This is a genomic window from Pantoea sp. Tr-811 (assembly GCF_011752535.1).
GTDB lineage: Bacteria > Pseudomonadota > Gammaproteobacteria > Pseudomonadales > Pseudomonadaceae > Aquipseudomonas.
Genome location: NZ_VWXJ01000007.1, coordinates 287328 through 309061 on the forward strand (window position 1 = coordinate 287328; position 21734 = coordinate 309061).

The following is a 21734-nucleotide window of genomic DNA, read 5'->3' on the forward strand; positions in this document are numbered from 1 at the left end:
ACAGGCGACACGCAGTGACGGAGAATTGACTTATGGGCTGCTTCCCGCTGCCGGTGCACTTTGTGTGCCAGCACGGCGTAAGGCCGCATCCGGCGTGGCATTGGCAGTGCCAGAGCCGGTCAGGCTGCGGCGCACCTCAAGGTTGCGGGAAATCACCAGCACCACCCGCCTGTTGCGCGCACGGCCATCGGCCGTGTCGTTGCTGGCCACCGGCTGGTACTCGCCGTAGCCCACCGAAGCCATGCGCGCCGGGTTCACCCCTTCCATCGCCAGCAAGCGCACGATGCTCGCCGCCCGCGCCGCCGACAGCTCCCAGTTGGTCGGGTACTGGGCGGTACGGATCGGCTGGTTGTCGGTGAAGCCTTCGACATGCACCGGGTTGGCGAACGGCTTGAGGATTTCCCCCACCTTGTCGATGATGTTGAACGCCTTGTCACTGGGCATGGCATCGCCACTGCCGAACAGCAACGAGGAATTGAGTTCGATCTCCACCCACAACTCGTTGCCGCGCACGGTCATCTGGTTGGAGTTGATCAGGTCGCCAAAGGCATCGCGCACGTCGTCGCTGATGGTCTTGAGCGGGTCGACATTGGTTTGCGCAAGGCCTGCGTCGGTCTGCTCACTGTCCTTGATCAACGGCTCGGCCGGCTTGACCGACAGCGGCTGCTCATCACCAATGGGGATCGCCCGCATGCTGCGCTCGGGGTCGTTGAACACCCCCAGCAGCGCCTGCGAAACCACCTTGTACTTGCCCTCGTTGATCGAGGAAATCGAATACATGACCACGAAAAACGCGAACAGCAAGGTGATGAAGTCGGCGTACGACACCAGCCAGCGTTCGTGATTCTCGTGCTCTTCGACATGACGACGGCGGCGCATGGCTTACTCCATGAAGCCTTGCAGCTTCAGTTCGATCGAGCGCGGGTTTTCCCCCTCGGCAATCGACAACAGGCCTTCGAGCAGCATTTCCCGGTAGCGCGACTGGCGCATGACAATGGCCTTGAGCTTGTTGGCAATGGGCAGCAGCACCAGGTTGGCGCTGGCCACGCCGTAGATGGTGGCGACGAAGGCCACGGCAATGCCGTTGCCCAGCTGCGACGGGTCGGCGAGGTTGCCCATCACGTGGATCAGGCCCATCACCGCGCCGATGATACCGATGGTCGGCGCGTAGCCGCCCATGCTCTCGAACACCTTGGCAGCCTGGATATCGCGGCTTTCCTGGGTCAGGAAGTCCACTTCGAGGATGCTGCGGATCGCCTCCGGCTCAGCACCGTCCACCAGCAGCTGCAGGCCCTTGCGCGCATAGGGGTCGGGTTCGGCATCGGCCACCCCTTCCAGGCCCAGCAGGCCTTCCTTGCGCGCCACCAGGCTCCAGTTGACCACCCGGTCGATACCGCCGGCCAGGTCCACCCGCGGCGGGAAGATGATCCAGCGCAGAATCTGCAGCGCACGCTTGAACGCCGACAGCGGCGACTGCAGCAGCGCCGCCGCCAGGGTGCCGCCGAGCACGATCAGGCCAGCCGGGCCATTGAGCAGGGCGCCAACGTGGCCGCCCTCCAGGAAGTTGCCGCCGACGATGGCGACGAAGGCCAGAATCAGGCCTATCAGGCTAAGCACGTCCATCAGACACACGCCTCGACCAGGTGTTTGCCGATTTCATCCAGGCTGTACACCGCATCGGCCAGGTTGGCTTTGACGATGGCCATGGGCATGCCGTAGATCACACAGCTGGCCTCATCCTGGGCCCACACGGTACTGCCGCCCTGCTTGAGCAGGCGCGCGCCTTCACGGCCATCGGCGCCCATGCCGGTGAGCACCACCGACAACACCTTGTCGCCATACGACTTGGCCGCCGAGCCGAAGGTGATGTCCACGCACGGCTTGTAGTTCAGGCGCTCGTCGCCGGGCAGGATTTTCACCGTGCCACGGCCATCGATCATCATCTGCTTGCCACCTGGGGCCAGCAGGGCCAGGCCAGGGCGCAGCACGTCGCCGTCCTCGGCTTCCTTGACGTTGATCTTGCACAGTTTGTCGAGGCGTTCGGCGAAGGCCTTGGTGAACGCCGCCGGCATGTGCTGAATCAGCACGATCGGCGCCGGGAAGCTGGCCGGCAGCTGGGTCAGCACCCGCTGCAGGGCTACCGGGCCGCCGGTGGAAGTGCCGATGGCCACCAGCTTGTAGGGCTTGCGCTTGGGTGCCGGGGCGTGGGCGGCGGCAGGCGCGGGTGCCCGGGCAGTCACGGCAGTGCGCGCTGGCGCAGCACTGGCCAAGCTGCTGGCCGGGGCATGGCTGGCAGGGGCAGAAGTGGGCGCTGGCGCAGGCACCGGCGCGGGGCTGGCGTAGCTGCCGAAGCGGCGGTTGCTGCGGGAAATGGTGTGGACCTTCTCGCACAGCAACTGCTTGACCTTCTCCGGGTTGCGCGAGATGTCTTCGAAGTTCTTCGGCAGGTAGTCCACTGCCCCGGCATCCAGCGCATCGAGGGTCACCCGGGCGCCTTCATGGGTCAGCGAGGAGAACATCAACACCGGCGTCGGGCAGCGCTGCATGATGTGGCGTACTGCGGTGATGCCGTCCATCATGGGCATTTCGTAGTCCATGGTGATGACATCGGGTTTGAGCGCCAGTGCCTGGTCGATCGCTTCCCTGCCGTTGGTTGCGGTGCCCACGACCTGGATCGTCGGATCCGCCGAGAGGATTTCCGAAACGCGGCGGCGGAAGAAACCGGAATCATCCACCACCAGGACCTTGACTGCCATAAACACTCCATTAGGCGGCGCCCCCGGCCAGGGTGCGCCGCCGAAAATCAGATACGCCGCGCCGCGTAGCGCTTGAGCATGCTCGGCACGTCGAGGATCAGCGCGATGCGCCCGTCACCGGTGATGGTGGCGCCAGACATGCCCGGGGTGCCCTGCAGCATCTTGCCCAGCGGCTTGATCACCACCTCTTCCTGGCCCACCAGCTGGTCGACCACGAAGCCGATACGCTGGGTGCCAACCGAAAGGATCACCACATGGCCCTCGTGCTGCTCCTCGTGCACCTGGCCCTGTACCAGCCAGCGCTTGAGGTAGAACAACGGCAGCGCCTTGTCGCGCACGATCACCACTTCCTGGCCGTCCACCACGTTGGTGCGCGACAGGTCGAGGTGGAAGATTTCGTTGACGTTGACCAGCGGGAAGGCGAAGGCCTGGTTGCCCAGCATCACCATCAGGGTTGGCATGATCGCCAGGGTCAGCGGCACCTTGATGACGATCTTCGAACCCTGGCCCTTGGCCGAGAAGATGTTGATCGAGCCGTTGAGCTGGGAAATCTTGGTCTTCACCACGTCCATGCCCACGCCACGGCCAGACACGTCGGAAATCTCGGTCTTGGTCGAGAAGCCTGGGGCGAAGATCAGGTTGTAGCAGTCCGACTCGCTCAGGCGCTCGGCGGCGTCCTTGTCCATCAGGCCCTTTTCCACGGCCTTGGCGCGCAGGATATTCGGGTCCATGCCCTTGCCGTCATCGGAAATCGACAGCAGGATGTGGTCGCCTTCCTGCTCGGCCGAGAGCACCACGCGGCCGGTACGCGCTTTGCCAGAGGCTTCGCGCTCATCGGGCATTTCCACGCCGTGGTCGACGGCGTTGCGCACCAAGTGCACCAGCGGGTCGGCCAAGGCCTCGACCAGGTTTTTGTCCAGGTCGGTTTCTTCGCCCACCAGCTCCAGGTTGATTTCTTTCTTCAACTGGCGCGCCAGGTCGCGGACCAGGCGTGGGAAGCGACCAAAGACCTTCTTGATCGGCTGCATGCGGGTTTTCATCACCGCGGTCTGCAGGTCGGCGGTCACCACGTCGAGGTTGGACACGGCCTTGGACATGGCCTCGTCGCCGCTGTTCAAGCCCAGGCGCACCAGGCGGTTACGCACCAGTACCAGTTCGCCGACCATGTTCATGATCTCGTCCAGGCGGGCGGTGTCGACCCGCACGGTGGTTTCCGCTTCGCTGGCGTGCTTTTCCGCGGCCGGCGCCGGGGCGCGGGCCGCTGCCGGGGCAGCCGGCTTGGCGGCGGCCGCAGCGGGCACGCTGGCCGGTGCCGGCTTGGCAGCCGGTGTGGCCGGCGCCTTGGCCGCTACCGGGGCGGCAACGGCGGCGGGTGCCTCGGCGGTGACGCTGTCACCGGAGAACTTGCCCTTGCCGTGCAGCTGGTCCAGCAGCGCCTCGAACTCATGCTCGCTGATTTCGTCACTGCTGGCCGCCGGTGCGGGGGCCAGCGGCGCCACGCTGGCGCCCGGCAGGGCATCGGCCTGGAAGGTGCCCTTGCCATGCAGCTGGTCGAGCAGCGACTCGAATTCTTCGTCGGTGATTTCATCGCTCACCGGGGCACTGGCTTCGGCCACCGGCTCAGCGCCCGCCACTTCCGGCGAGAACTGGCCCTTGCCGTGCAGCTGGTCGAGCAGCGATTCGAACTCGGCGTCGGTGATTTCATCACCGCCAGCACTGACGGTTTCGCCTGCCATCTGCGCGTCGAACGCGGCGGCCTCGGCCTTCACCGCATCGAGCGAGTCGAGCAGCTGCTCGAACTCGGTGTCGGTGATGTCGGCCTCGGCGGCAGGCTCGGCCACTGCCGGTTCAGCGGCAGCCTCGGGCACAGGCACCGGTGCTGGTGCATCGGCGCTGGCAGGTTCTGCCAGGCGCGACAGGGCCGCCAGCAACTCAGGGGTGGCCGGGGTCACGTCGCTGCGCTCGCGCACTTGACCGAACATGCTGTTGACCGTGTCCAGCGCTTCGAGCACCACGTCCATCAGTTCCGCGTCGACCCGGCGCTCACCTTTGCGCAGGATGTCGAACACGTTCTCGGCAATGTGGCAGCACTCCACCAGCTCGTTGAGCTGAAGGAAGCCGGCGCCCCCTTTTACAGTGTGGAAACCGCGAAAGATGGCATTGAGCAGGTCGGCATCGTCGGGCCGGCTTTCCAGCTCGACCAGTTGCTCGGACAGTTGCTCAAGAATTTCGCCGGCTTCTACCAGGAAATCCTGAAGGATTTCTTCATCGGCGCCGAAGCTCATTAAACGTGCTCCTTAAAAACCCAGACTGGACAGCAGATCATCGACATCGTCCTGACCGGACACGACGTCTTCACGCTTATCGGCATGAATCTGCGGACCTTCACCCCGAGTCGGATGTTTTTCTTGATCTTTTTCAGCGCGCAGCTGCTGGTGGTCATGTTCGATACCGGCAAAACGGTCGACTTGACTGGCCATCAGCACGAGCTTGAGCAGATTGCTTTCTACTTCGGTCACCAGCGCGGTCACGCGCTTGATCACCTGGCCGGTCAGGTCTTGATAGTCCTGGGCCAGCAAAATGTCGTTGAGGTGCCCGGATACCTTGCGGTTACCCTCGGCGCTGTGCGTCAGGAAACTGTCAACGCGCTTGACCAGCTCGCGAAACTCTGGCGCGGCCACCTCACGGCGCATGAAACGCTGCCAGTCCACGCTCAGGGACTGCGCCTCGGCCGCCAGGTCGTTGAGCACCGGGGTGCTCTCCTCTACCAGGTCCATGGTGCGGTTGGCGGCGCCTTCGGTGAGCTTGACCACGTACGACAGCCGCTCGGTGGCGTCGGTGATCTGCGACACTTCCTCGGCCTGCGGCATGCGCGGGTCGATCTGGAAGCTGACGATGGCGCTGTGCAGCTCACGGGTGAGCTTGCCCACTTCCTGATACAGGCCGCGGTCGCGGGTCTGGTTGAGCTGATGAATCAGCTGCACCGCCTCGCCGAAACGCCCCCGTTCCAGGCTCTCGACCAGCTCCTGGGCATGTTTCTTCAGGGTCGATTCGAACTCCCCCAAAGACGAATGTGTTGGTTCCATGGCGCCCCCTGACCTGACTCAGCCGTTGACGCGTTCGAAGATCTTCTCGATCTTTTCTTTGAGCACCTGGGCGGTGAACGGCTTGACCACGTAACCATTGACCCCGGCCTGGGCCGCTTCGATGATCTGGTCGCGCTTGGCTTCGGCGGTCACCATCAGCACCGGCATGCCCTTGAGGCGCTCGTGGGCGCGCACCTTGCGCAGCAGGTCGATACCGGACATGCCTGGCATGTTCCAGTCGGTCACCAGGAAGTCGTAATGGCCGCTTTCGAGCATCGGCAGCGCCGTGGTGCCGTCGTCGGCTTCATCGGTGTTGGTGAAGCCCAGGTCACGCAACAGGTTCTTGATGATCCGCCGCATCGTCGAAAAATCGTCAACGATGAGGATTTTCATGTCTTTGTTCAAGTAGACCTCCAAGCAGTCTCAAACGCGCTCGGCCCCGAGCGCGCGCATTCATTCAATTCGGTACAACATGGAAAACGAACGTGGCGCTCGACCGCGACCACCTCGGGCTCAACGTGCCCGCCATTCCCCCAGGCGGCTGCGCAGGCGCGCGGCACACTGGCTGTGCAACTGGCTGACCCGCGACTCGCTGACCCCCAGGACCTCGCCGATTTCCTTGAGGTTGAGCTCTTCGTCGTAGTACAGCGCCAGCACCAGCCGCTCACGCTCCGGCAGGTTGGCGATGGCATCGGTCAGGGCAGCCTGGAAGCGCTCGTCTTCAAGGTCGCGCGACGGCTCGACCTGGCCGCTGGCACCGTCCTCATGCAGCCCTTCGTGTTCGCCGTCCTGCAACAGGTCGTCAAAACTGAACAGGCGGCTGCCCAGGGTATCGTTCAAGATCCCGTAGTAATCATCGAGGCTCAATTGAAGTTCGGCAGCAACTTCATGATCTTTAGCGTCTCGCCCGGTTCTTGCTTCAACCGCACGCATCGCGTCGCTGACCATGCGTGTGTTGCGGTGCACCGAACGCGGTGCCCAGTCGCCTTTGCGCACCTCATCAAGCATGGCACCGCGGATGCGGATGCCGGCGTAGGTTTCGAAGCTGGCGCCCTTGCTGGCGTCGTATTTGTTGGCGACTTCAAGCAGGCCGATCATGCCGGCCTGGATCAGGTCCTCGACCTGCACGTTGGCCGGCAGGCGCGCCAGCAGGTGGTAGGCGATGCGCTTGACCAGCGGCGCGTAGCGTTCGACCAGTTCGTACTGGGCGTCCTTGGCCGCCTTGCTGTACATCTTGAAACCGCTTGCGTTCATAGCACCGGCCCTGCGCTGGTGGGTTGCACCAGGCGCTCGACGAAGAACTCCAGGTGCCCGCGTGGGTTGGCCGGCAGCGGCCAGCTGTCGACCTTCTGGGCGATGGCCTTGAACGCCAGGGCACACTTGGAGCGCGGGAACGCCTCGTACACCGCCCGCTGCTTCTGCACCGCCTTGCGCACGCACTCGTCGTAGGGCACGGCGCCCACGTACTGCAGGGCAACGTCAAGGAAGCGGTCGGTGACCTTGGTCAGCTTGGCGAACAGGTTGCGCCCTTCCTGCGGGCTCTGCGCCATGTTGGCCAGCACGCGGAAACGGTTCATGCCGTAGTCACGGTTGAGCAGCTTGATCAGCGCGTAGGCGTCGGTGATCGAGGTGGGCTCGTCGCACACCACCAGCAACACTTCCTGGGCTGCGCGGACAAAACTGACTACCGAGTCACCAATACCCGCAGCGGTGTCGATCACCAGCACGTCGAGGTTGTCGCCAATCTCGCTGAATGCCTGGATCAGCCCGGCATGCTGGGCCGGCGCCAGGTGTACCATGCTCTGGGTGCCGGAGGCAGCCGGCACGATGCGCACCCCGCCTGGCCCCTGCAACAGCACGTCACGCAATTCGCAGCGGCCCTCGATGACATCGGCCAGGGTGCGCTTGGGGGTGAGCCCGAGCAACACGTCGACGTTGGCCAGGCCAAGATCGGCGTCCAGCAGCATCACCCGGCGGCCGAGTTCGGCCAGCGCCAGGGACAGGTTCACTGAAACGTTTGTCTTGCCGACGCCACCTTTGCCACCGGTTACGGCGATCACCTGTACGGGATGCATGCTACCCATGTTCGTTGTTTACCTTGTCTCGCTTGGACCCACGCCACGCGCACCGCGCGACAGCCAGCTCCGGAATGTAGGTATTGTGCATACGCTCGCTCCTCAACCCACGCGCCGCGGGTTGTGGTAGAGATCAGCGAACATGTCGGCCATCGCCTCTTCGCTGGGCTCGTCCTGCAGTTGCACGTTGACCGCGCGGGTCACCAACTGGTGCGGGCGCGGCAGGTGCAGGTCGTCAGGAATGCGCGGGCCATCGGTGAGATAAGCCACCGGCAGTTCATGACTGATGGCCAGGCTCAGCACATCGCCGAGGCTCGCCGTTTCATCGAGTTTGGTCAGGATGCAACCGGCCAGGCCGCAGCGCTTGTAGCTGTGGTAGGCGGCGGTCAGCACCTGCTTCTGGCTGGTGGTGGCCAGTACCAGGTAGTTCTTCGCGGCAATGCCACGCCCGGCCAGGGTTTCCAGCTGCATGCGCAGGGCCGGGTCGCTGGCCTGCAGGCCGGCGGTGTCGATCAGCACCACGCGCTTGCGCAGCAACGGCTCCAGCGCCGCGGCCAGGGACTGGCCCGGGTCGACGTAGGTCACCGGCACGTTGAGGATGCGGCCCAGGGTCTTGAGCTGTTCCTGGGCGCCGATGCGGAAACTGTCCATGCTCACCAGGGCCAGGTTCTGCGGGCCGTACTTGAGCACGTAGCGCGCCGCCAGCTTGGCCAGGGTGGTGGTCTTGCCCATGCCGGCCGGGCCGACCATGGCAATCACGCCGCCGTCCTCGATGGGCTCGACCTGCGGCACTTCGATCATCCGCGCCAGGTGCGCCAGGAGCATGCGCCAGGCCTGGCGCGGCTCTTCGATCTCGGCCGTGAGGTCGAGCAACTGGCGGGCGATCGGGCCGGACAGGCCGATACGCTGCAGGCGGCGCCAGAGGTTGGCCTGGGCCGGCTTGCTGCCTTGCAGCTGGTTCCAGGCCAGCGAGCCCAGTTGCACTTCGAGCAGTTCACGCAGGCCCGACAGTTCCGAACGCATGGCATCGAACAGGCGCGGGTCGACTGCAGGCTGCGCAGGCGCGGGGGCCGGGGCTGGCGTATCGACGTGCGGTTCGATCAGCGGCTCGGCAGCGGTCAGCGACTGGCCGGCGAACAATTGGCGATTGCCTTCGCTGGCTTCGGCGCGGTTGTCCAGCTCGGCCTGGGCCGTGGCGATGCGCGACTGGGTCTTGCGCAGCTCTTGTTCAAGCTCGGCGTTGGGCACGCGCGGGGCCAGCGCAGACAGCTTGTAGTCCAGCGCAGCAGTCAGTTCGACACCCCCGGCAATGCGGCGGTTGCCGATGATGGCGGCATCGGCACCCAGCTCATCACGGACCAGCTTCATGGCCTGACGCATATCGGCGGCGAAAAAACGCTTAACTTGCATAACCCACTACCTCAGCCGTTGGGGCCCACGGTGGCAACGATGGTGACTTGCTTGTTATCCGGTATTTCCTGATACGCCAGAACATGCAAATTCGGTACAGCCAGGCGGCCGAAGCGCGACAGCATGGCGCGGATCGGGCCGGCGACCAGGAGAATGGCCGGCTGGCCCTGCATTTCCTGGCGCTGGCATGCGTCGATCAACGAACGCTGCAGCTTTTCGGCCATGCTCGGTTCCAGAAGCACACCGTCTTCCTGACCCTGCCCGGCCCTTTGCAAACTATTGAGCAAAATCTGTTCCAACCTGGGCTCCAGGGTGATCACAGGCAGCTCGGACTCAACGCCGACAATGCTTTGCACGATGGCGCGACACAATCCGACCCGCACCGACGCCACCAGCGCGGCGGTATCTTGACTCTTGCTGGCGTTGTTGGCGATGGCCTCGGCGATGCTGCGGATGTCTCGCACCGGCACCTGCTCGGACAACAGCGCCTGCAGAACCTTGAGCAGCCCCGACAAGGAAATGACGCTAGGCACCAGTTCCTCTGCAAGTTTAGGCGATGCCTTGGCCAGCACCTGCAGCAACTGCTGGACCTCTTCGTGGCCGATCAGCTCGTGGCAGTGCTTCTGCAGGATCTGGTTGAGGTGGGTGGCCACCACGGTACTGGCATCGACCACGGTGTAGCCCAGCGACTGCGCCTGGGCGCGCTGGCCGATGTCGATCCACACCGCTTCCAGGCCGAACGCAGGATCGCGCGCGGCAATGCCGTTGAGGCTGCCGAACACCTGGCCGGGGTTGATCGCCAGCTCCCGGTCCGGGTAGATCTCGGCCTCGGCCAGGATCACCCCCATCAGCGTCAGGCGGTAGGCGCTGGGCTGCAGGTCGAGGTTGTCGCGAATGTGCACCGTGGGCATGAGGAAGCCCAGGTCCTGGGAGAGCTTCTTGCGCACCCCCTTGATCCGCGCCAGCAGTTGCCCGCCCTGGTTGCGGTCGACCAGCGGAATCAGGCGGTAGCCGACTTCCAGGCCGATCATGTCGATGGGCGTGACGTCGTCCCAGCCCAGTTCCTTGGTGTCCATCGCACGTTGCGGCGAGGGCAGCAGGTCTTGCTGGCGCTGGGCTTCTTTCTGCGCCTCGACCTTGGCCTTCTGCTGCTTCTTCCACACCAGGTACGCGCCACCGCCGGCCAGCAGGCCGAGGCTGAGGAAGGCGATGTGCGGCATGCCCGGCACCAGGCCCATGACGATCATCAACCCGGCGGATACTGCCAAGGCCTTGGGCGAGTCGAACATCTGCCGGTTGATGAGCTTGCCCATGTCCTCGGAGCCCGAGGCGCGGGTGACCATGATCGCGGCGGCGGTGGACAACAGCAGTGATGGCAATTGCGCCACCAAACCGTCACCGATGGTCAAAAGGGCGTACACCTTGCCGGCGTCGCTGAACGACATGTTGTGTTGCAGCATGCCGATCAGCATGCCGCCGATCAGGTTGATGAACAGGATCAGCAAGCCGGCGATGGCGTCACCGCGCACGAACTTGCTGGCACCGTCCATCGAGCCGTAGAACTCGGCTTCCTGGGCCACTTCGGCGCGGCGGGCCTTGGCCTGAGCCTGGTCGATCAGGCCTGCGTTGAGGTCGGCGTCGATGGCCATCTGCTTGCCGGGCATGGCGTCGAGGGTGAAGCGTGCGCTCACCTCGGAAATACGCCCGGCACCTTTGGTCACCACCACGAAGTTGATGATCATGAGGATGGCGAACACCACCGCACCGACCACGTAGTTACCGCCGATCACCACCTCCCCGAAGGCCTGGATCACCTTGCCCGCGGCGCCGTGGCCCTCCTGCCCGTGCAGCATCACCACGCGGGTGGAGGCGACGTTCAGCGCCAGGCGCAGCAGGGTGGCCACCAGCAGGATGGTCGGGAATGCGGCGAAATCCAGCGGGCGCAGGGCGTACACGCACACCAGCAGCACCACGATCGACAGGGCGATGTTGAAGGTGAAGAAGACGTCGAGCAGGAACGGCGGTATCGGCAACATCATCATTGCCAACATCACCAGCAGCAGCAGCGGCACGCCCAGGTTGCCCCGGCCCAGGCCGGCCAGGTTATTGCGCGCGTTGCTGATTAACTGAGTGCGATCCACCGCGAGTCCTCTTGATGCAAAACTTTGACGCCCAAGGGGCGCTTGGGCGAGGCTTTGCAAGAAGCTTTCCAACTTTGTGTGGCTTGGGGGATTTAGCGCCTGGGAGATCGAGCGCCGCCCGCGCGGCGCTTCGCGAGCTAGCGCTCGCTCCTACGTTTGTTTCGGGCCAGTAAGGCCTGGGAGATTGCGCGCGAACGCGTTGGTGCACGCCTGTAGGAGCGAGCGCAGCTCGCGATGCGCCGCGCGGGCGGCGCTCGATCTCCCAGGCGCCGCCCCATCATGGCGAACCTCAGCTGTCGCGGCGCAGGTCCGGCGGAATCGGCAATTCGTCTTTCAACGGCTCAGGCCGCTTGCCCTTGCCCGAGCGGTACTGACGGATCTGGAACACATAGGCCAGCACCTGCGCCACCGCCAGATACAACCCCGCCGGAATTTCCTGCTCAACCTCGGTGGAGTAGTAGATCGCCCGCGCCAGCGCCGGCGACTCGAGGATCTGCACCTTGTGCTCCACACCGATCTCGCGGATCTTCAAGGCAATGAAGTCGGTCCCCTTGGCCAGCAGCAGCGGCGCCACCCCGCCCTTTTCCGGGTCGTACTGCAGGGCCACGGCGTAGTGGGTCGGGTTGGTGATGATCACGTCCGCCTCCGGTACCGCCGCCATCATGCGCCGCTGCGACACCTCGCGCTGCAGCTGGCGAATGCGCTGCTTGACCTCTGGCTTGCCCTCGCTGTCCTTGTACTCGTCCTTGACCTCCTGCTTGGTCATCTTGAGTTTCTTCTGGGTCTGGTACAGCTGGAACGGCACGTCCGCCGCAGCAATCAGCAGCAGCCCCGCGGCCATCCACAGGGCACTCCAGCCCACCACCTGAACGCTGTGGATGATCGCCTGCTCCAGCGGCTCATTGGCAATCGCCAGCAACGCCTGGCGGTCGTTGCTCAGCACCACCAGCGCGACGATCAGAATGACGAAGAACTTGGCCATGGCCTTGAGCAGTTCGGTCAGCGAGTTCAGCGAAAACATGCGCTTGATGCCCGACAGCGGGTTCATGCGGCTGAACTTGGGCTGCAACAGGCTTCCGGAAAAGATGAACCCGCCCAGGACAATCGGCGAAACGAAGGCAATGATGAACAACAGCACCAGAATCGGCTGCACCGCCCAGATCGCCATCTTGCCGGAGGCCAGCAGGTACAGGCTCATCGAGCGCTCGTCGGTCAGCACCTCGCGGGTGAGGGAGAAATTCTGGCGCATCAGGGTCATCAGCGTTTGCGCGAGGTTGCCACCAAAGGCCAGCAACGCACCGGCACCCGCCAGGGTCGACGCGACCGTGTTCAGCTCCTTGGAACGGGCGATCTCACCTTTTTCCCGCGCATCGCGCTTGCGCTTGTCGGTGGGGTCTTCTGTCTTGTCCTGGCCGCTCTCGCTCTCTGCCATGCTCAGCGCGCCCTTGCCAGTTCACGCAGCCATTGCAGCGCTTCGCTGGCCAATGCCTGGTAGTGGGAGAGAATATCGGCCAGGCCCACCCAGAAGATGCCGATACCCAGCACCAGGGTCAGCGGGAAGCCGATGGAGAAGATGTTCAACTGCGGCGCGGCGCGGGTCATCACGCCAAAGGCGATGTTCACCACCAGCAACGCGGTGATCGCCGGCAGAATCAGCAGCAGCCCGGCACCGAACACCCAGCTCAGGCGCCCGGCCATCTCCCAGAAGTGGTTGACCACCAGGGCATGGCCCACGGGCAAGGTGGTGAAGCTCTCGGTGAGCACTTCGAACACCACCAGGTGGCCATTCATCACCAGGAACAGCACGCTCACCAGCATGGTCATGAACTGGCTGATAACCGCCACGTTGACGCCGTTGGCCGGGTCGACCATCGAGGCGAACGCCATGCCCATCTGCACGGCGATGATCTGCCCGGCGATGACGAAGGCCTGGAACAGCAACTGCAGGGAGAACCCGAACAGCGCCCCGACGATGATCTGCTCACCGCACAGCAGCAGGCCACGCAGGCTGAGCGGGTCGAATTCGGGCAGCGGCGGCAGCGCCGGCACGATCACCACGGTGATCGCCACCGCCACGTACAGGCGGATGCGCGCCGGCAGCATGCGCGTGCCAAAGATCGGCATGGTCATCAGCACCGCGGTCACCCGGAACAGCGGCAGCAGGAAGGTCGCGACCCAGGTGCCGATCTGCGCGTCGGTCAGCTCCAGCATGGCCGGCTCACCCAATCAGCTGCGGAATGCTGGTGTACAGGCCGGTGATGTATTCCATGAACTTCTGCACCAGCCAAGGCCCGGCGACGATCAGCGTCACCAGCATCACCAACAGGCGCGGCAGGAAGCTCAGGGTCTGTTCGTTGATCTGCGTGGCAGCCTGGAACATCGCCACCACCAGGCCCACCAACAGGCTCGGCACCACCAGGATGGCGACCATCAAGGCGGTCAGCCACAGCGCGTCACGGAACAGGTCGACAGCTACTTCAGGTGTCATCGGGCGCTCTCCTTGGCAGCGTCACACGCCGCCGAAACTGCCGGCCAGGGTGCCCATGATCAGCGCCCAGCCATCGACCAGGACAAACAGCATGATCTTGAACGGCAGCGAGATGATCAGCGGCGACAGCATCATCATGCCCATGGCCATCAGCACACTGGCCACCACCATGTCGATGATCAGGAACGGAATGAAGATCATGAAGCCGATCTGGAACGCGGTCTTCAACTCCGAGGTGACGAACGAAGGCACTAGGATGGTCAGCGGCACCTGGTCAGGGCCTGCGATGTCGGTGCGCTTGGACAGGCGCATGAACAGGTCCAGGTCGCTTTGCCGGGTTTGCGCCAGCATGAAGTCCTTCAGCGGCCCCTGGGCCTTGTCGATGGCCTGCTGGGCGGTCATCTGCTCGTTCAGGTACGGTTGCAGGGCATCCTGGTTCACCCGGTCGAACACCGGCGCCATGATGAACAGGGTCAGGAACAGGGCCATGCCAGTCAGCACCTGGTTCGACGGTGTCTGCTGCAGGCCCAGGGCCTGGCGCAGAATCGAGAACACGATGATGATGCGGGTGAAGCTGGTCATCAGGATGACGAACGCCGGAATGAAGCTCAGCGCCGTCATGATCAGCAGAATTTGCAGGCTGACCGAATACTCCTGCTGCCCGTCCGGGCCATTGGACAGGGTGATCGCCGGCACCGACAGCGGGTCGGCGGCCAGGGCCAGGGGTGCCACCAGCAGCAATGCCAGCGGCAACAAGGCGCTCAACGCCCGTTTCAACGAGGTGTTCAACAACAGGCGCAAGGCGCGGCTCATCACTTCTTGTCCTTCTGATCCTTGCCCATCAGCTCCATCAGCCGCTGGGCAAATTCCGGCGTGGCCTGGCGTGCGCTGGCCGGCACGTCGACGGGTTCGGCCATGACGTGCAGGGCTTCGATGCTGCCAGGGGTGTGGCCGATCAGAATCTGTTCCTTGCCCACCTGCACCAACAGCAAGCGGTCACGCGGGCCGATGGCGCGGCTGCCGACGATCTCGATCACCTGCCCGCCCTTGGGCGTGACGCCCTGCATGCGGCGCAGCGCCCAGGCCAGGAAGAAGATCAGGCCCACCACCAGCAGCAAGCCGAACACCATCTGGCCCAGCTGCGCACCGAGGCTGCCCGGCGTGGCCGCAGGGGCTGCAGCCGAAGCAGGCGTGGCGGGCGTTGGCGTGGCGGCGGCGATGGCCAGTTCGCTGGCCAGCAACACGGCCAGGGCCATCACGGCCCGCATCGTGCCCTTCACTCAGCGCAGCTTCTTGATGCGTTCGCTGGGGCTGATCACGTCGGTCAGGCGAATGCCGAACTTCTCGTTGACCACAACCACTTCGCCATGGGCGATCAAGGTGCCGTTGACCAGCACATCCAGCGGCTCGCCGGCCAGGCGGTCGAGCTCGATGACCGAGCCCTGGTTGAGCTGCAGTAGGTTGCGGATGTTGATTTCGGTGCTGCCCACTTCCATGGAAATGCTCACCGGAATGTCCAGGATCACATCCAGGTTGGGGCCTTCCAGGCTCACGTTCTCGTTCGGCTTGGGCGAGCTTGCAAACTCTTCCATCGGCAGGCGGCCACCGCCAGCCTTGCCGGTATCACCCCCAAGCAGCGCGTCGATGTCGGCCTGGCCGGCATCGCCGGTTTCTTCCAGGGCGGCAGCCCACTCGTCGGCCAGGGCCTGGTCTTCCGGGGAAGTGATCTCGTTTTCGTTAGCCATGATGTCCTCGACAGGCATTCAATTCGTAATGAGCGACCGGCGCGCCGTCAGCGGCGCCCGATCGGGTCGATGATCTGCAGGGCCAGGTTGCCCTTGTGCGAACCCAGGCGCGCCTTGAACGAAGGCACGCCGTTGGCGCGCAGCACAAGGTGCTCGGGCAGTTCCACCGGAATCACATCGCCGGCCTGCATGTGCAGGATGTCGCGCAGCTTCAGCTGGCGGCGGGCAACCGTGGCGGTCAGCGGCACCGACACGTCCAGTACGTCTTCGCGCAGGGCCTTGACCCAGCGCTCGTCCTGGTCGTCGAGGTCGGACTGGAAGCCGGCATCGAGCATTTCGCGCACCGGCTCGATCATCGAGTACGGCATGGTCACGTGCAGGTCGCCGCCGCCGCCATCGAGCTCGATGTGGAAAGTCGACACCACCACCGCTTCGCTGGGCCCGACGATGTTGGCCATGGCCGGGTTGACCTCGGAGTTCATGTACTCGAAGTTCACCGGCATGATCGCCTGCCAGGCCTCCTTGAGGTCGACGAAGCACTGGTCCAGGACCATGCGCACCACCCGCAGCTCGGTGGGGGTGAACTCACGGCCCTCGATCTTGGCATGGCGGCCATCGCCGCCGAAGAAGTTGTCCACCAGTTTGAACACCAGCTTGGCGTCGAGGATGAACAACGAGGTGCCACGCAGCGGCTTGATCTTGACCAGGTTGAGGCTGGTCGGCACGTACAGCGAGTGCACGTATTCGCCGAACTTCATCACCTGCACGCCGCCCACCGCCACGTCCGCCGAGCGGCGCAGCAGGTTGAACATGCTGATGCGGGTGTAGCGGGCGAAGCGCTCGTTGATCATTTCCAGGGTCGGCATGCGACCGCGCACGATGCGATCCTGGCTGGTCAGGTCGTAGCTCTTGATGCTGCCAGGCTCCGCGGCACTCTCGGTCTGTACCAGGCCATCGTCGACGCCGTGCAGCAGCGCATCGATCTCATCCTGGGACAGCAGGTCCTGTACGGCCATTGCGGGCTCCTACTGCAATACGAAATTGGTGAACAGCAATTGGTCGACGACTGGCTTGCCGACTTCCTTCTGCGCCACTTCCTGCACGACAACCGTGGCTTTCTGGCGCAGCATTTCCTGGCCCACCGGGCTGCCGGCCAGGGTGTCGAAGCCCTGCCCGGAGAACATCATCACCAGGTTGTTGCGGATCACCGGCATGTGCACGCTCAGCGCATCCAGGTCGGCCTGGTTGCGGCCTTGCAGGGTGATGCTCAGTTGCATGTAGCGCTGGCGGCCGTTCTGGTTGAAGTTGACCACGAAAGCCGGCGTCAGCGGCACGTAGATGGCGGGCGCCTTGACGTTGGTCGCGGCCGCTTGCGGTGCGGGTGCCGGTTCACTCTTGTGCATGATGAACCAGGTAGCGCCCACCGAGACGCCGATTGCCAGCAGCAGGCCTACGACCAGCAGCAGGATCAGCTTGAGTTTGCCTTTCGCGGCGGGGTCTTTCACTGCGTCGCTCTTCGCCATGCCAATAATCCGTCATCCGTCGGGGTTTCAAGGAAGGATGACGAGGCTTGAGCAAGTGTTATGCCAGTTTTGGATCGAACGCTCCCCCGTGGGAGCGAGCGCAGCTCGCGATGCGATTCAGGCGTAGTAATCGACGGCACTGTCGCCCACGACCACCTGCTGCTCCACGCCACGGGACGCCTCGGCCACCTCACCTACGTCGCCGCCAGCCTGCGCCCGGCGCGCCGCCACACCCGACAACTGGGTGCCATCCTGCTGCTGCGCCTGCTGCTGTTGCTGGCGCGACTGGTCGGCAACGTTGACGTCCGGTTGCGCCAGCCCCTGCTGGGCGAACAGCTCGCGCAGGCGGTGCACCTGGCTGTCCAGAGCGTCGCGCACGCCAGCATGGCCACTGATGAAGGTCACCTGGGTAGACTGGTCCGTCGCCACGTTGACGCGGATGTCCAGGCGCCCGAGCTCAGCCGGCTCCAACTGAATATCCGCCGACTTGAGGTTCTGGCTGGACAGGTACATGACCCGGTTGACCAGGCCTTCGGCCCAGGCGCTCTGGTTCATCTGCAAGGGCTGGTTGAGCGGGCTGGGGCTGGGCACGGTCTTGGCCGTGACGGCCTGGGTCAGGCTGGCCAGGCGGTTGGCGAAGTCATCGACGCGGGTGTCGCTGCTCGCGCTCTTGGTGTCCTTCAGGCCGTCCTCAAGCAAGGCACCGAAGGCTTTGTCGCCGGTTTGCGACTGGCCCGCTTCGGCTTCGGTCTTCTCGATCAGGGTCGCCAATGGATTGACGGCCACCTGGCCATCGTCGGGCTGCTTCGAGGCATCGGCGGCATGTGCCGAGGTGGTGCCCTTGGCCTGGGCACTTTGCTCCAGCGCCAGGCGCAAGGTAGGCAGGTTGGCCAGCGGATCGGCGTCCGGGTCGAACGCTTCCGGCTCGGGCTCTTCGGCTGGAGCCACGGGCGGTGCTTGCACAGCGGCCTGCAGCACCGGTGCCACCGTCTCGGCCTGGGCCTGTAGCAACTGCGCACCCGGCTGGGCATCGGTGACCTGGCCTGCGACCAGGTTGGCATCCAGCGAACTGCCGCCAGCATCGGCGCCGGCGGCGTCATTGGCAGCGGCTTGCGCCGGATCGTCGGCAGGCAATTTGTTGCCGTCATCGGCAACCGCCGGTTTATCGACAGGGTCTTTCTTGCCGCCCTGGGCGACATCGGGCTTGTCCTTGGGCTTGGCCTGGGCGACCTTGTCATCGCGCGCCGGCACTTTGTCGTGCCCTTGCCTGGCCATGACCTGATTGAAGTCGCTGCCCTGCCCGCCCGCCGCCTGCAGCGATCGGTCCACCCGCGAGGCAGCCGCACTGGCGCCCTTGCTCAGGGTGTTGGCTTGCAACAAAGGGTTGGGTGCGACAGGCATTGAACGGTCTCCGCGCCAAGAACTGAAATATCATCTGGCCATGGAGAGGCAAAAGTCGCGCCAACTTGCAGGTCAGCTGGTGGAAACGCGCCCCCGCTCAGCGCGGTAGAAGCGCTGCACCTCCAGGTACTCCTGGTCGATGCGGCTCACCAACTCTTCGATGCCGTGCAACGGCCGCTGCTTGGCGCGTTCTTCGAGCAGCTGGCACAGATGTGCCAGGCCTATGGCGCCCATGTTGCTGCTGCTGCCCTTGAAGCTGTGCGCGGCCATGCCCAGTTCGTCGGCGTTCTTGGCCTCGTGCAACTGGCTCAAGCGCCGCTCGGAATCTTCGAGGAAGGTTTCCAGCAACTGCAGGTAGCCATCTTCCATGACCTCCTGCAAATCGCTGAGGACCTTGTGGTCAATGTGCATGTCAGTCACTTGTTCGCTCCTTGATCAAGCCGGATTATGCCTTAGCCGCCACGCGGCACTCCAGGCTACCTACCAGTCGAACCACACCCGCGCACAGCGGCCGTTGTCCTGCCATTCGGCGCTGCAACCGAGCCGGCGCACCAGCTTCAGGCCGCGGCCACTCAGGCCCTGCTCCCGGGATGGCTGCGCCAGCACCGAGTCCACATCGAAACCTGCGCCACTGTCGCGCACCTCAATCATCAGACGCCCGCCAGCGGCCAGCGGTTCCACCCGCAGGTCGATGCGCACGTATCCCTCGGCCAGCGCGTCCAGGCGGCGGGCGCGCTCGCGGTAATAGTCGGCAAACCCCTGTACATCGCGCTTGAGCCGCGAGTCCAGGCCCAGCACGCCGTGCTCCAGGGCATTGGAATACAGCTCGCTGAGCACACTGTGCAAGTCGCCGGTACGCGGCCGCAGGCCATGAATTTCTTGCAACAACTGCACCAGGTACGGCACCGGGTTGGCGCGCTTGAGGCTTTCCCCGCGCAGCTCGAAACCCAATGACCAGTCCAGCGGGCTTGAGCGCCCACTGTCGGAATAAAGCGTGGGCGCCGGCACCTGCTCCTGGGCGGTGAACATGCGAATATCGCACAGGCTGATGTCATCCCGGCGCCGGCCGAAGCGCTCCAGCGCCTGCATCAGCTCATCGAACAGGCAGGCTGGCTCGCGGTTGGCGGCCAGCACCTCATGCAAACGCTCGACGCCGAACAGGCGTTCCTGCTCATCCGAGGTGTCCACCACCCCGTCGGACAACAGCAACAGGCGCTCACCGGCAGCCAGGGGCAGCACTTCGGTGCTGTCTTCGAAGCGCTCCGCCGGCAACACCCCCAAGGGTAGGTGGCGCGATGTCAGGCTGCCCAGCACCTCACCCGCCGCCGACAGCCGGTAACCATCGGGCATGCCGCCATTCCATACTTCCACCGAACCGCGCTGCACGCTGATATTGACCAGCAATGCACAGCAGAACATGTCCACCGGCAGGATGCGCTTGAGCTTGGCGTTCATCTCGCGCAGCATTTGCGCCAGGCCATAGCCTTTGGCCGTCATGCCGTAGAACACCTCGGCCAGCGGCATGGCGCCCACTGCGGCGGGCAGGCCGTGGCCGGTGAAGTCGCCAAGCAGCACATGCATGTCGCCGGCCGGGGTGAACGCGGCCAGCAGCAGGTCGCCGTTGAACAGCGCATAGGGCGACTGCAGGTAGCGAATGTTGGGCGCGCCAATGCACCCGGAGTGGGCCACCTTGTCGAACACCGCCTTGGCCACGCGCTGCTCGTTGAGCAGGTGATGGTGGTGCCGGGAGATCTGGTCGCGCTGCTCCAGCACGGTTGCCTGCAACCGGCGCAGGCGGTCCATGGCGCGGATCTTGGCGCCGAGAATCACCGCACTGTAGGGCTTGGCCATGAAGTCGTCGCCACCGGCTTCCAGGCAGCGCACCAGGGCGTCTTCTTCGTTCAGCGAGGTGAGGAAGATGATCGGCACCAGCGCCTCGCCGGCCAGGGCCTTGATTCGCCGGGCCGCTTCGAAACCATCCATCACCGGCATCAATGCGTCGAGCAGCACCAGTTGCGGGCGCTCCTGGGCGAACAGGGCAACGGCCTGCTCGCCGTTTTCTGCCGTGAACACCTGGTGGCCCTGGCGCCGAACGATTTGCGCCAGCAGCAGGCGGTCGACCGCGCCATCTTCGGCCACCAGCACGGACAACGCCTGTTCGGCAGGCATGAGGGCGCTCAACTAATGGCGAAGAGCTTGTCGAAATTGGAAATGGCGAGGATCTTGCGTACGTCGGAACTGGCGTGCACCACGCGCACGTCCGACTGATCGCCGCCAGCATGGTCACGCAGCAACAGCAGCATGCCGAGCGCCGAGCTGTCCAGGTAGGTAGTGTCTTTCAGGTCGACCACCACCGAGTCAGGCCTTTTGGCCTGGCGCTCGTAGGCGTCGCGAAACTCCTGATGCTTGCCGAAATCGAAGCGACCTTTGATCTTGATCGTGAGCTTTTTCTCGTCCTGCGAAAAATCTGTTTCGACTGCCATTCTAGCGATTCCTTCGATGATGGCGAATGCACCCCTTCAAGGTGTAGCAGGCGGATGCCAGAGTATCAAGCTCGCCCGTGCCGGCCCTTTCGCGCAGCTCGCGATGGGGCGCGCAGCGGCCCCAGGGTTACAGCTTCGTGGCACATGATGCCAGGGCTGCTTTGCAGCCCATCGCGAGCTGCGCTCGCTCCTACCAGGTTCATCGTCCGTGCTTGAAAATGCGATCTGCAAGCACCGGCGCAGCCTTGGTCTGCTGCTCAGATAACGATCTGCAGGCCGACGCCGCCCCGGTAGGAGCGAGCGCAGCTCGCGATGGGGCGCGCAGCGGCCCCAGCGTTGCAGCTTCGCGGCACATGATGTTGGGGCTGCTTTGCAGCCCTTCGCGAGCTGCGCTCGCTCCTACCAGGTTCATCGTCCGTGCTTGAAAATGCGATCTGCAAGCACCGGCGCAGCCTTGGTCTGCTGCTCAGATAACGATCTGCAGGCCGACGCCGCCCCGGTAGGAGCGAGCGCAGCTCGCGATGGGGCGCGCAGCGGCCCCAGCGTTGCAGCTTCGCGGCACATGATGTTGGGGCTGCTTTGCAGCCCTTCGCGAGCTGCGCTCGCTCCTACCAGGTTCATCGTCC

At 64.3% G+C, this 21734-nt stretch carries 23 protein-coding genes; all 23 read right to left on the reverse strand.

Annotation, left to right across the window (positions count from 1 at the left end; all coding sequences use genetic code 11):
- Positions 1–30: 30 nt before the first annotated feature.
- Positions 31–879 carry a flagellar motor protein MotD gene (gene motD / locus F3J44_RS13445; protein ID WP_167065291.1) on the reverse strand — a complete coding sequence of 283 codons (849 nt, stop codon included), beginning with the start codon at positions 877–879 and terminating at the stop codon, positions 31–33.
- A gap of 3 nt (positions 880–882) precedes the next feature.
- On the reverse strand, positions 883–1623 hold the full coding sequence (locus tag F3J44_RS13450) for a flagellar motor protein (RefSeq protein WP_167065288.1): 741 nt from the start codon (positions 1621–1623) through the stop codon (positions 883–885).
- Entirely contained in the window at positions 1623–2756 is a 1134-nt protein-coding gene (locus tag F3J44_RS13455; RefSeq protein ID WP_167273070.1) for a chemotaxis response regulator protein-glutamate methylesterase, read from the reverse strand. Before F3J44_RS13455 ends, F3J44_RS13450 begins: the two co-directional genes overlap by 1 nt.
- Positions 2757–2803: 47 nt before the next feature.
- The gene (locus F3J44_RS13460) at positions 2804–5041 is read right to left on the reverse strand and encodes a chemotaxis protein CheA (protein ID WP_167273073.1); all 2238 of its coding nucleotides are present in this window, start codon (positions 5039–5041) and stop codon (positions 2804–2806) included.
- 12 nt (positions 5042–5053) lie between these two features.
- Complete coding sequence (locus tag F3J44_RS13465) at positions 5054–5842, reverse strand: protein phosphatase CheZ (RefSeq protein ID WP_167070833.1); 789 nt, start codon at positions 5840–5842, stop codon at positions 5054–5056.
- Between the two features lie 18 nt (positions 5843–5860).
- Positions 5861–6247, reverse strand: coding sequence for a chemotaxis response regulator CheY (locus F3J44_RS13470; protein ID WP_240158348.1), 387 nt, complete (start codon positions 6245–6247; stop codon positions 5861–5863).
- Positions 6248–6355: 108 nt separating this feature from the next.
- A complete protein-coding gene (fliA, locus tag F3J44_RS13475; RefSeq protein WP_167070832.1) occupies positions 6356–7096 on the reverse strand; it encodes an RNA polymerase sigma factor FliA in 741 nt (246 codons plus the stop codon).
- On the reverse strand, positions 7093–7926 hold the full coding sequence (gene fleN / locus F3J44_RS13480) for a flagellar synthesis regulator FleN (protein ID WP_016393812.1): 834 nt from the start codon (positions 7924–7926) through the stop codon (positions 7093–7095). Before fleN ends, fliA begins: the two co-directional genes overlap by 4 nt.
- 93 nt (positions 7927–8019) lie before the next feature.
- The gene (flhF, locus tag F3J44_RS13485; RefSeq protein WP_167273075.1) at positions 8020–9327 is read right to left on the reverse strand and encodes a flagellar biosynthesis protein FlhF; all 1308 of its coding nucleotides are present in this window, start codon (positions 9325–9327) and stop codon (positions 8020–8022) included.
- Between the two features lie 11 nt (positions 9328–9338).
- Entirely contained in the window at positions 9339–11468 is a 2130-nt protein-coding gene (gene flhA, locus F3J44_RS13490; protein WP_167070830.1) for a flagellar biosynthesis protein FlhA, read from the reverse strand.
- Positions 11469–11757: 289 nt separating this feature from the next.
- The gene (gene flhB, locus F3J44_RS13495) at positions 11758–12900 is read right to left on the reverse strand and encodes a flagellar biosynthesis protein FlhB (RefSeq protein ID WP_167070829.1); all 1143 of its coding nucleotides are present in this window, start codon (positions 12898–12900) and stop codon (positions 11758–11760) included.
- Positions 12901–12902: 2 nt separating this feature from the next.
- Positions 12903–13679: a flagellar biosynthetic protein FliR gene (gene fliR / locus F3J44_RS13500; protein ID WP_167070828.1), complete on the reverse strand. Its 777-nt coding sequence runs from the start codon at positions 13677–13679 to the stop codon at positions 12903–12905.
- Positions 13680–13686: 7 nt separating this feature from the next.
- Positions 13687–13956 carry a flagellar biosynthesis protein FliQ gene (fliQ, locus tag F3J44_RS13505; RefSeq protein ID WP_167070827.1) on the reverse strand — a complete coding sequence of 90 codons (270 nt, stop codon included), beginning with the start codon at positions 13954–13956 and terminating at the stop codon, positions 13687–13689.
- A gap of 21 nt (positions 13957–13977) precedes the next feature.
- Complete coding sequence (fliP, locus tag F3J44_RS13510) at positions 13978–14733, reverse strand: flagellar type III secretion system pore protein FliP (protein ID WP_370526508.1); 756 nt, start codon at positions 14731–14733, stop codon at positions 13978–13980.
- 35 nt (positions 14734–14768) lie between these two features.
- Positions 14769–15236: a flagellar biosynthetic protein FliO gene (gene fliO / locus F3J44_RS29840; protein WP_205299861.1), complete on the reverse strand. Its 468-nt coding sequence runs from the start codon at positions 15234–15236 to the stop codon at positions 14769–14771.
- Positions 15237–15701: a flagellar motor switch protein FliN gene (gene fliN, locus F3J44_RS13520; RefSeq protein ID WP_167070825.1), complete on the reverse strand. Its 465-nt coding sequence runs from the start codon at positions 15699–15701 to the stop codon at positions 15237–15239.
- A gap of 47 nt (positions 15702–15748) precedes the next feature.
- Entirely contained in the window at positions 15749–16717 is a 969-nt protein-coding gene (gene fliM / locus F3J44_RS13525) for a flagellar motor switch protein FliM (RefSeq protein WP_167070824.1), read from the reverse strand.
- A 9-nt stretch (positions 16718–16726) separates the two neighbouring features.
- Positions 16727–17224, reverse strand: coding sequence for a flagellar basal body-associated protein FliL (gene fliL, locus F3J44_RS13530; RefSeq protein ID WP_167070823.1), 498 nt, complete (start codon positions 17222–17224; stop codon positions 16727–16729).
- Between the two features lie 117 nt (positions 17225–17341).
- Complete coding sequence (locus tag F3J44_RS13535) at positions 17342–18625, reverse strand: flagellar hook-length control protein FliK (protein ID WP_167273079.1); 1284 nt, start codon at positions 18623–18625, stop codon at positions 17342–17344.
- 72 nt (positions 18626–18697) lie between these two features.
- Positions 18698–19036: an Hpt domain-containing protein gene (locus tag F3J44_RS13540; protein ID WP_240158366.1), complete on the reverse strand. Its 339-nt coding sequence runs from the start codon at positions 19034–19036 to the stop codon at positions 18698–18700.
- A 69-nt stretch (positions 19037–19105) separates the two neighbouring features.
- Positions 19106–20794: a fused response regulator/phosphatase gene (locus F3J44_RS13545; RefSeq protein WP_167070820.1), complete on the reverse strand. Its 1689-nt coding sequence runs from the start codon at positions 20792–20794 to the stop codon at positions 19106–19108.
- Between the two features lie 8 nt (positions 20795–20802).
- Complete coding sequence (locus F3J44_RS13550) at positions 20803–21108, reverse strand: STAS domain-containing protein (RefSeq protein WP_167070819.1); 306 nt, start codon at positions 21106–21108, stop codon at positions 20803–20805.
- A gap of 408 nt (positions 21109–21516) precedes the next feature.
- Positions 21517–21734 (reverse strand): hypothetical protein (locus F3J44_RS29590; protein WP_205299862.1); only part of this gene is annotated, 218 nt, incomplete at its 5' end.

Coding starts and splice junctions, on each gene's coding strand:
- motD (WP_167065291.1), bottom strand. CDS start 879: ATGCGCCGCCGTCGTCATGTCGAAGAGCACGAGAATCACGAACGCTGG.
- F3J44_RS13450 (WP_167065288.1), bottom strand. CDS start 1,623: ATGGACGTGCTTAGCCTGATAGGCCTGATTCTGGCCTTCGTCGCCATC.
- F3J44_RS13455 (WP_167273070.1), bottom strand. CDS start 2,756: ATGGCAGTCAAGGTCCTGGTGGTGGATGATTCCGGTTTCTTCCGCCGC.
- F3J44_RS13460 (WP_167273073.1), bottom strand. CDS start 5,041: ATGAGCTTCGGCGCCGATGAAGAAATCCTTCAGGATTTCCTGGTAGAA.
- F3J44_RS13465 (WP_167070833.1), bottom strand. CDS start 5,842: ATGGAACCAACACATTCGTCTTTGGGGGAGTTCGAATCGACCCTGAAG.
- fliA (WP_167070832.1), bottom strand. CDS start 7,096: ATGAACGCAAGCGGTTTCAAGATGTACAGCAAGGCGGCCAAGGACGCC.
- fleN (WP_016393812.1), bottom strand. CDS start 7,926: ATGGGTAGCATGCATCCCGTACAGGTGATCGCCGTAACCGGTGGCAAA.
- flhF (WP_167273075.1), bottom strand. CDS start 9,327: ATGCAAGTTAAGCGTTTTTTCGCCGCCGATATGCGTCAGGCCATGAAG.
- flhB (WP_167070829.1), bottom strand. CDS start 12,900: ATGGCAGAGAGCGAGAGCGGCCAGGACAAGACAGAAGACCCCACCGAC.
- fliR (WP_167070828.1), bottom strand. CDS start 13,679: ATGCTGGAGCTGACCGACGCGCAGATCGGCACCTGGGTCGCGACCTTC.
- fliQ (WP_167070827.1), bottom strand. CDS start 13,956: ATGACACCTGAAGTAGCTGTCGACCTGTTCCGTGACGCGCTGTGGCTG.
- fliN (WP_167070825.1), bottom strand. CDS start 15,701: ATGGCTAACGAAAACGAGATCACTTCCCCGGAAGACCAGGCCCTGGCC.
- fliM (WP_167070824.1), bottom strand. CDS start 16,717: ATGGCCGTACAGGACCTGCTGTCCCAGGATGAGATCGATGCGCTGCTG.
- fliL (WP_167070823.1), bottom strand. CDS start 17,224: ATGGCGAAGAGCGACGCAGTGAAAGACCCCGCCGCGAAAGGCAAACTC.
- F3J44_RS13535 (WP_167273079.1), bottom strand. CDS start 18,625: ATGCCTGTCGCACCCAACCCTTTGTTGCAAGCCAACACCCTGAGCAAG.
- F3J44_RS13540 (WP_240158366.1), bottom strand. CDS start 19,036: ATGCACATTGACCACAAGGTCCTCAGCGATTTGCAGGAGGTCATGGAA.
- F3J44_RS13545 (WP_167070820.1), bottom strand. CDS start 20,794: ATGCCTGCCGAACAGGCGTTGTCCGTGCTGGTGGCCGAAGATGGCGCG.
- F3J44_RS13550 (WP_167070819.1), bottom strand. CDS start 21,108: ATGGCAGTCGAAACAGATTTTTCGCAGGACGAGAAAAAGCTCACGATC.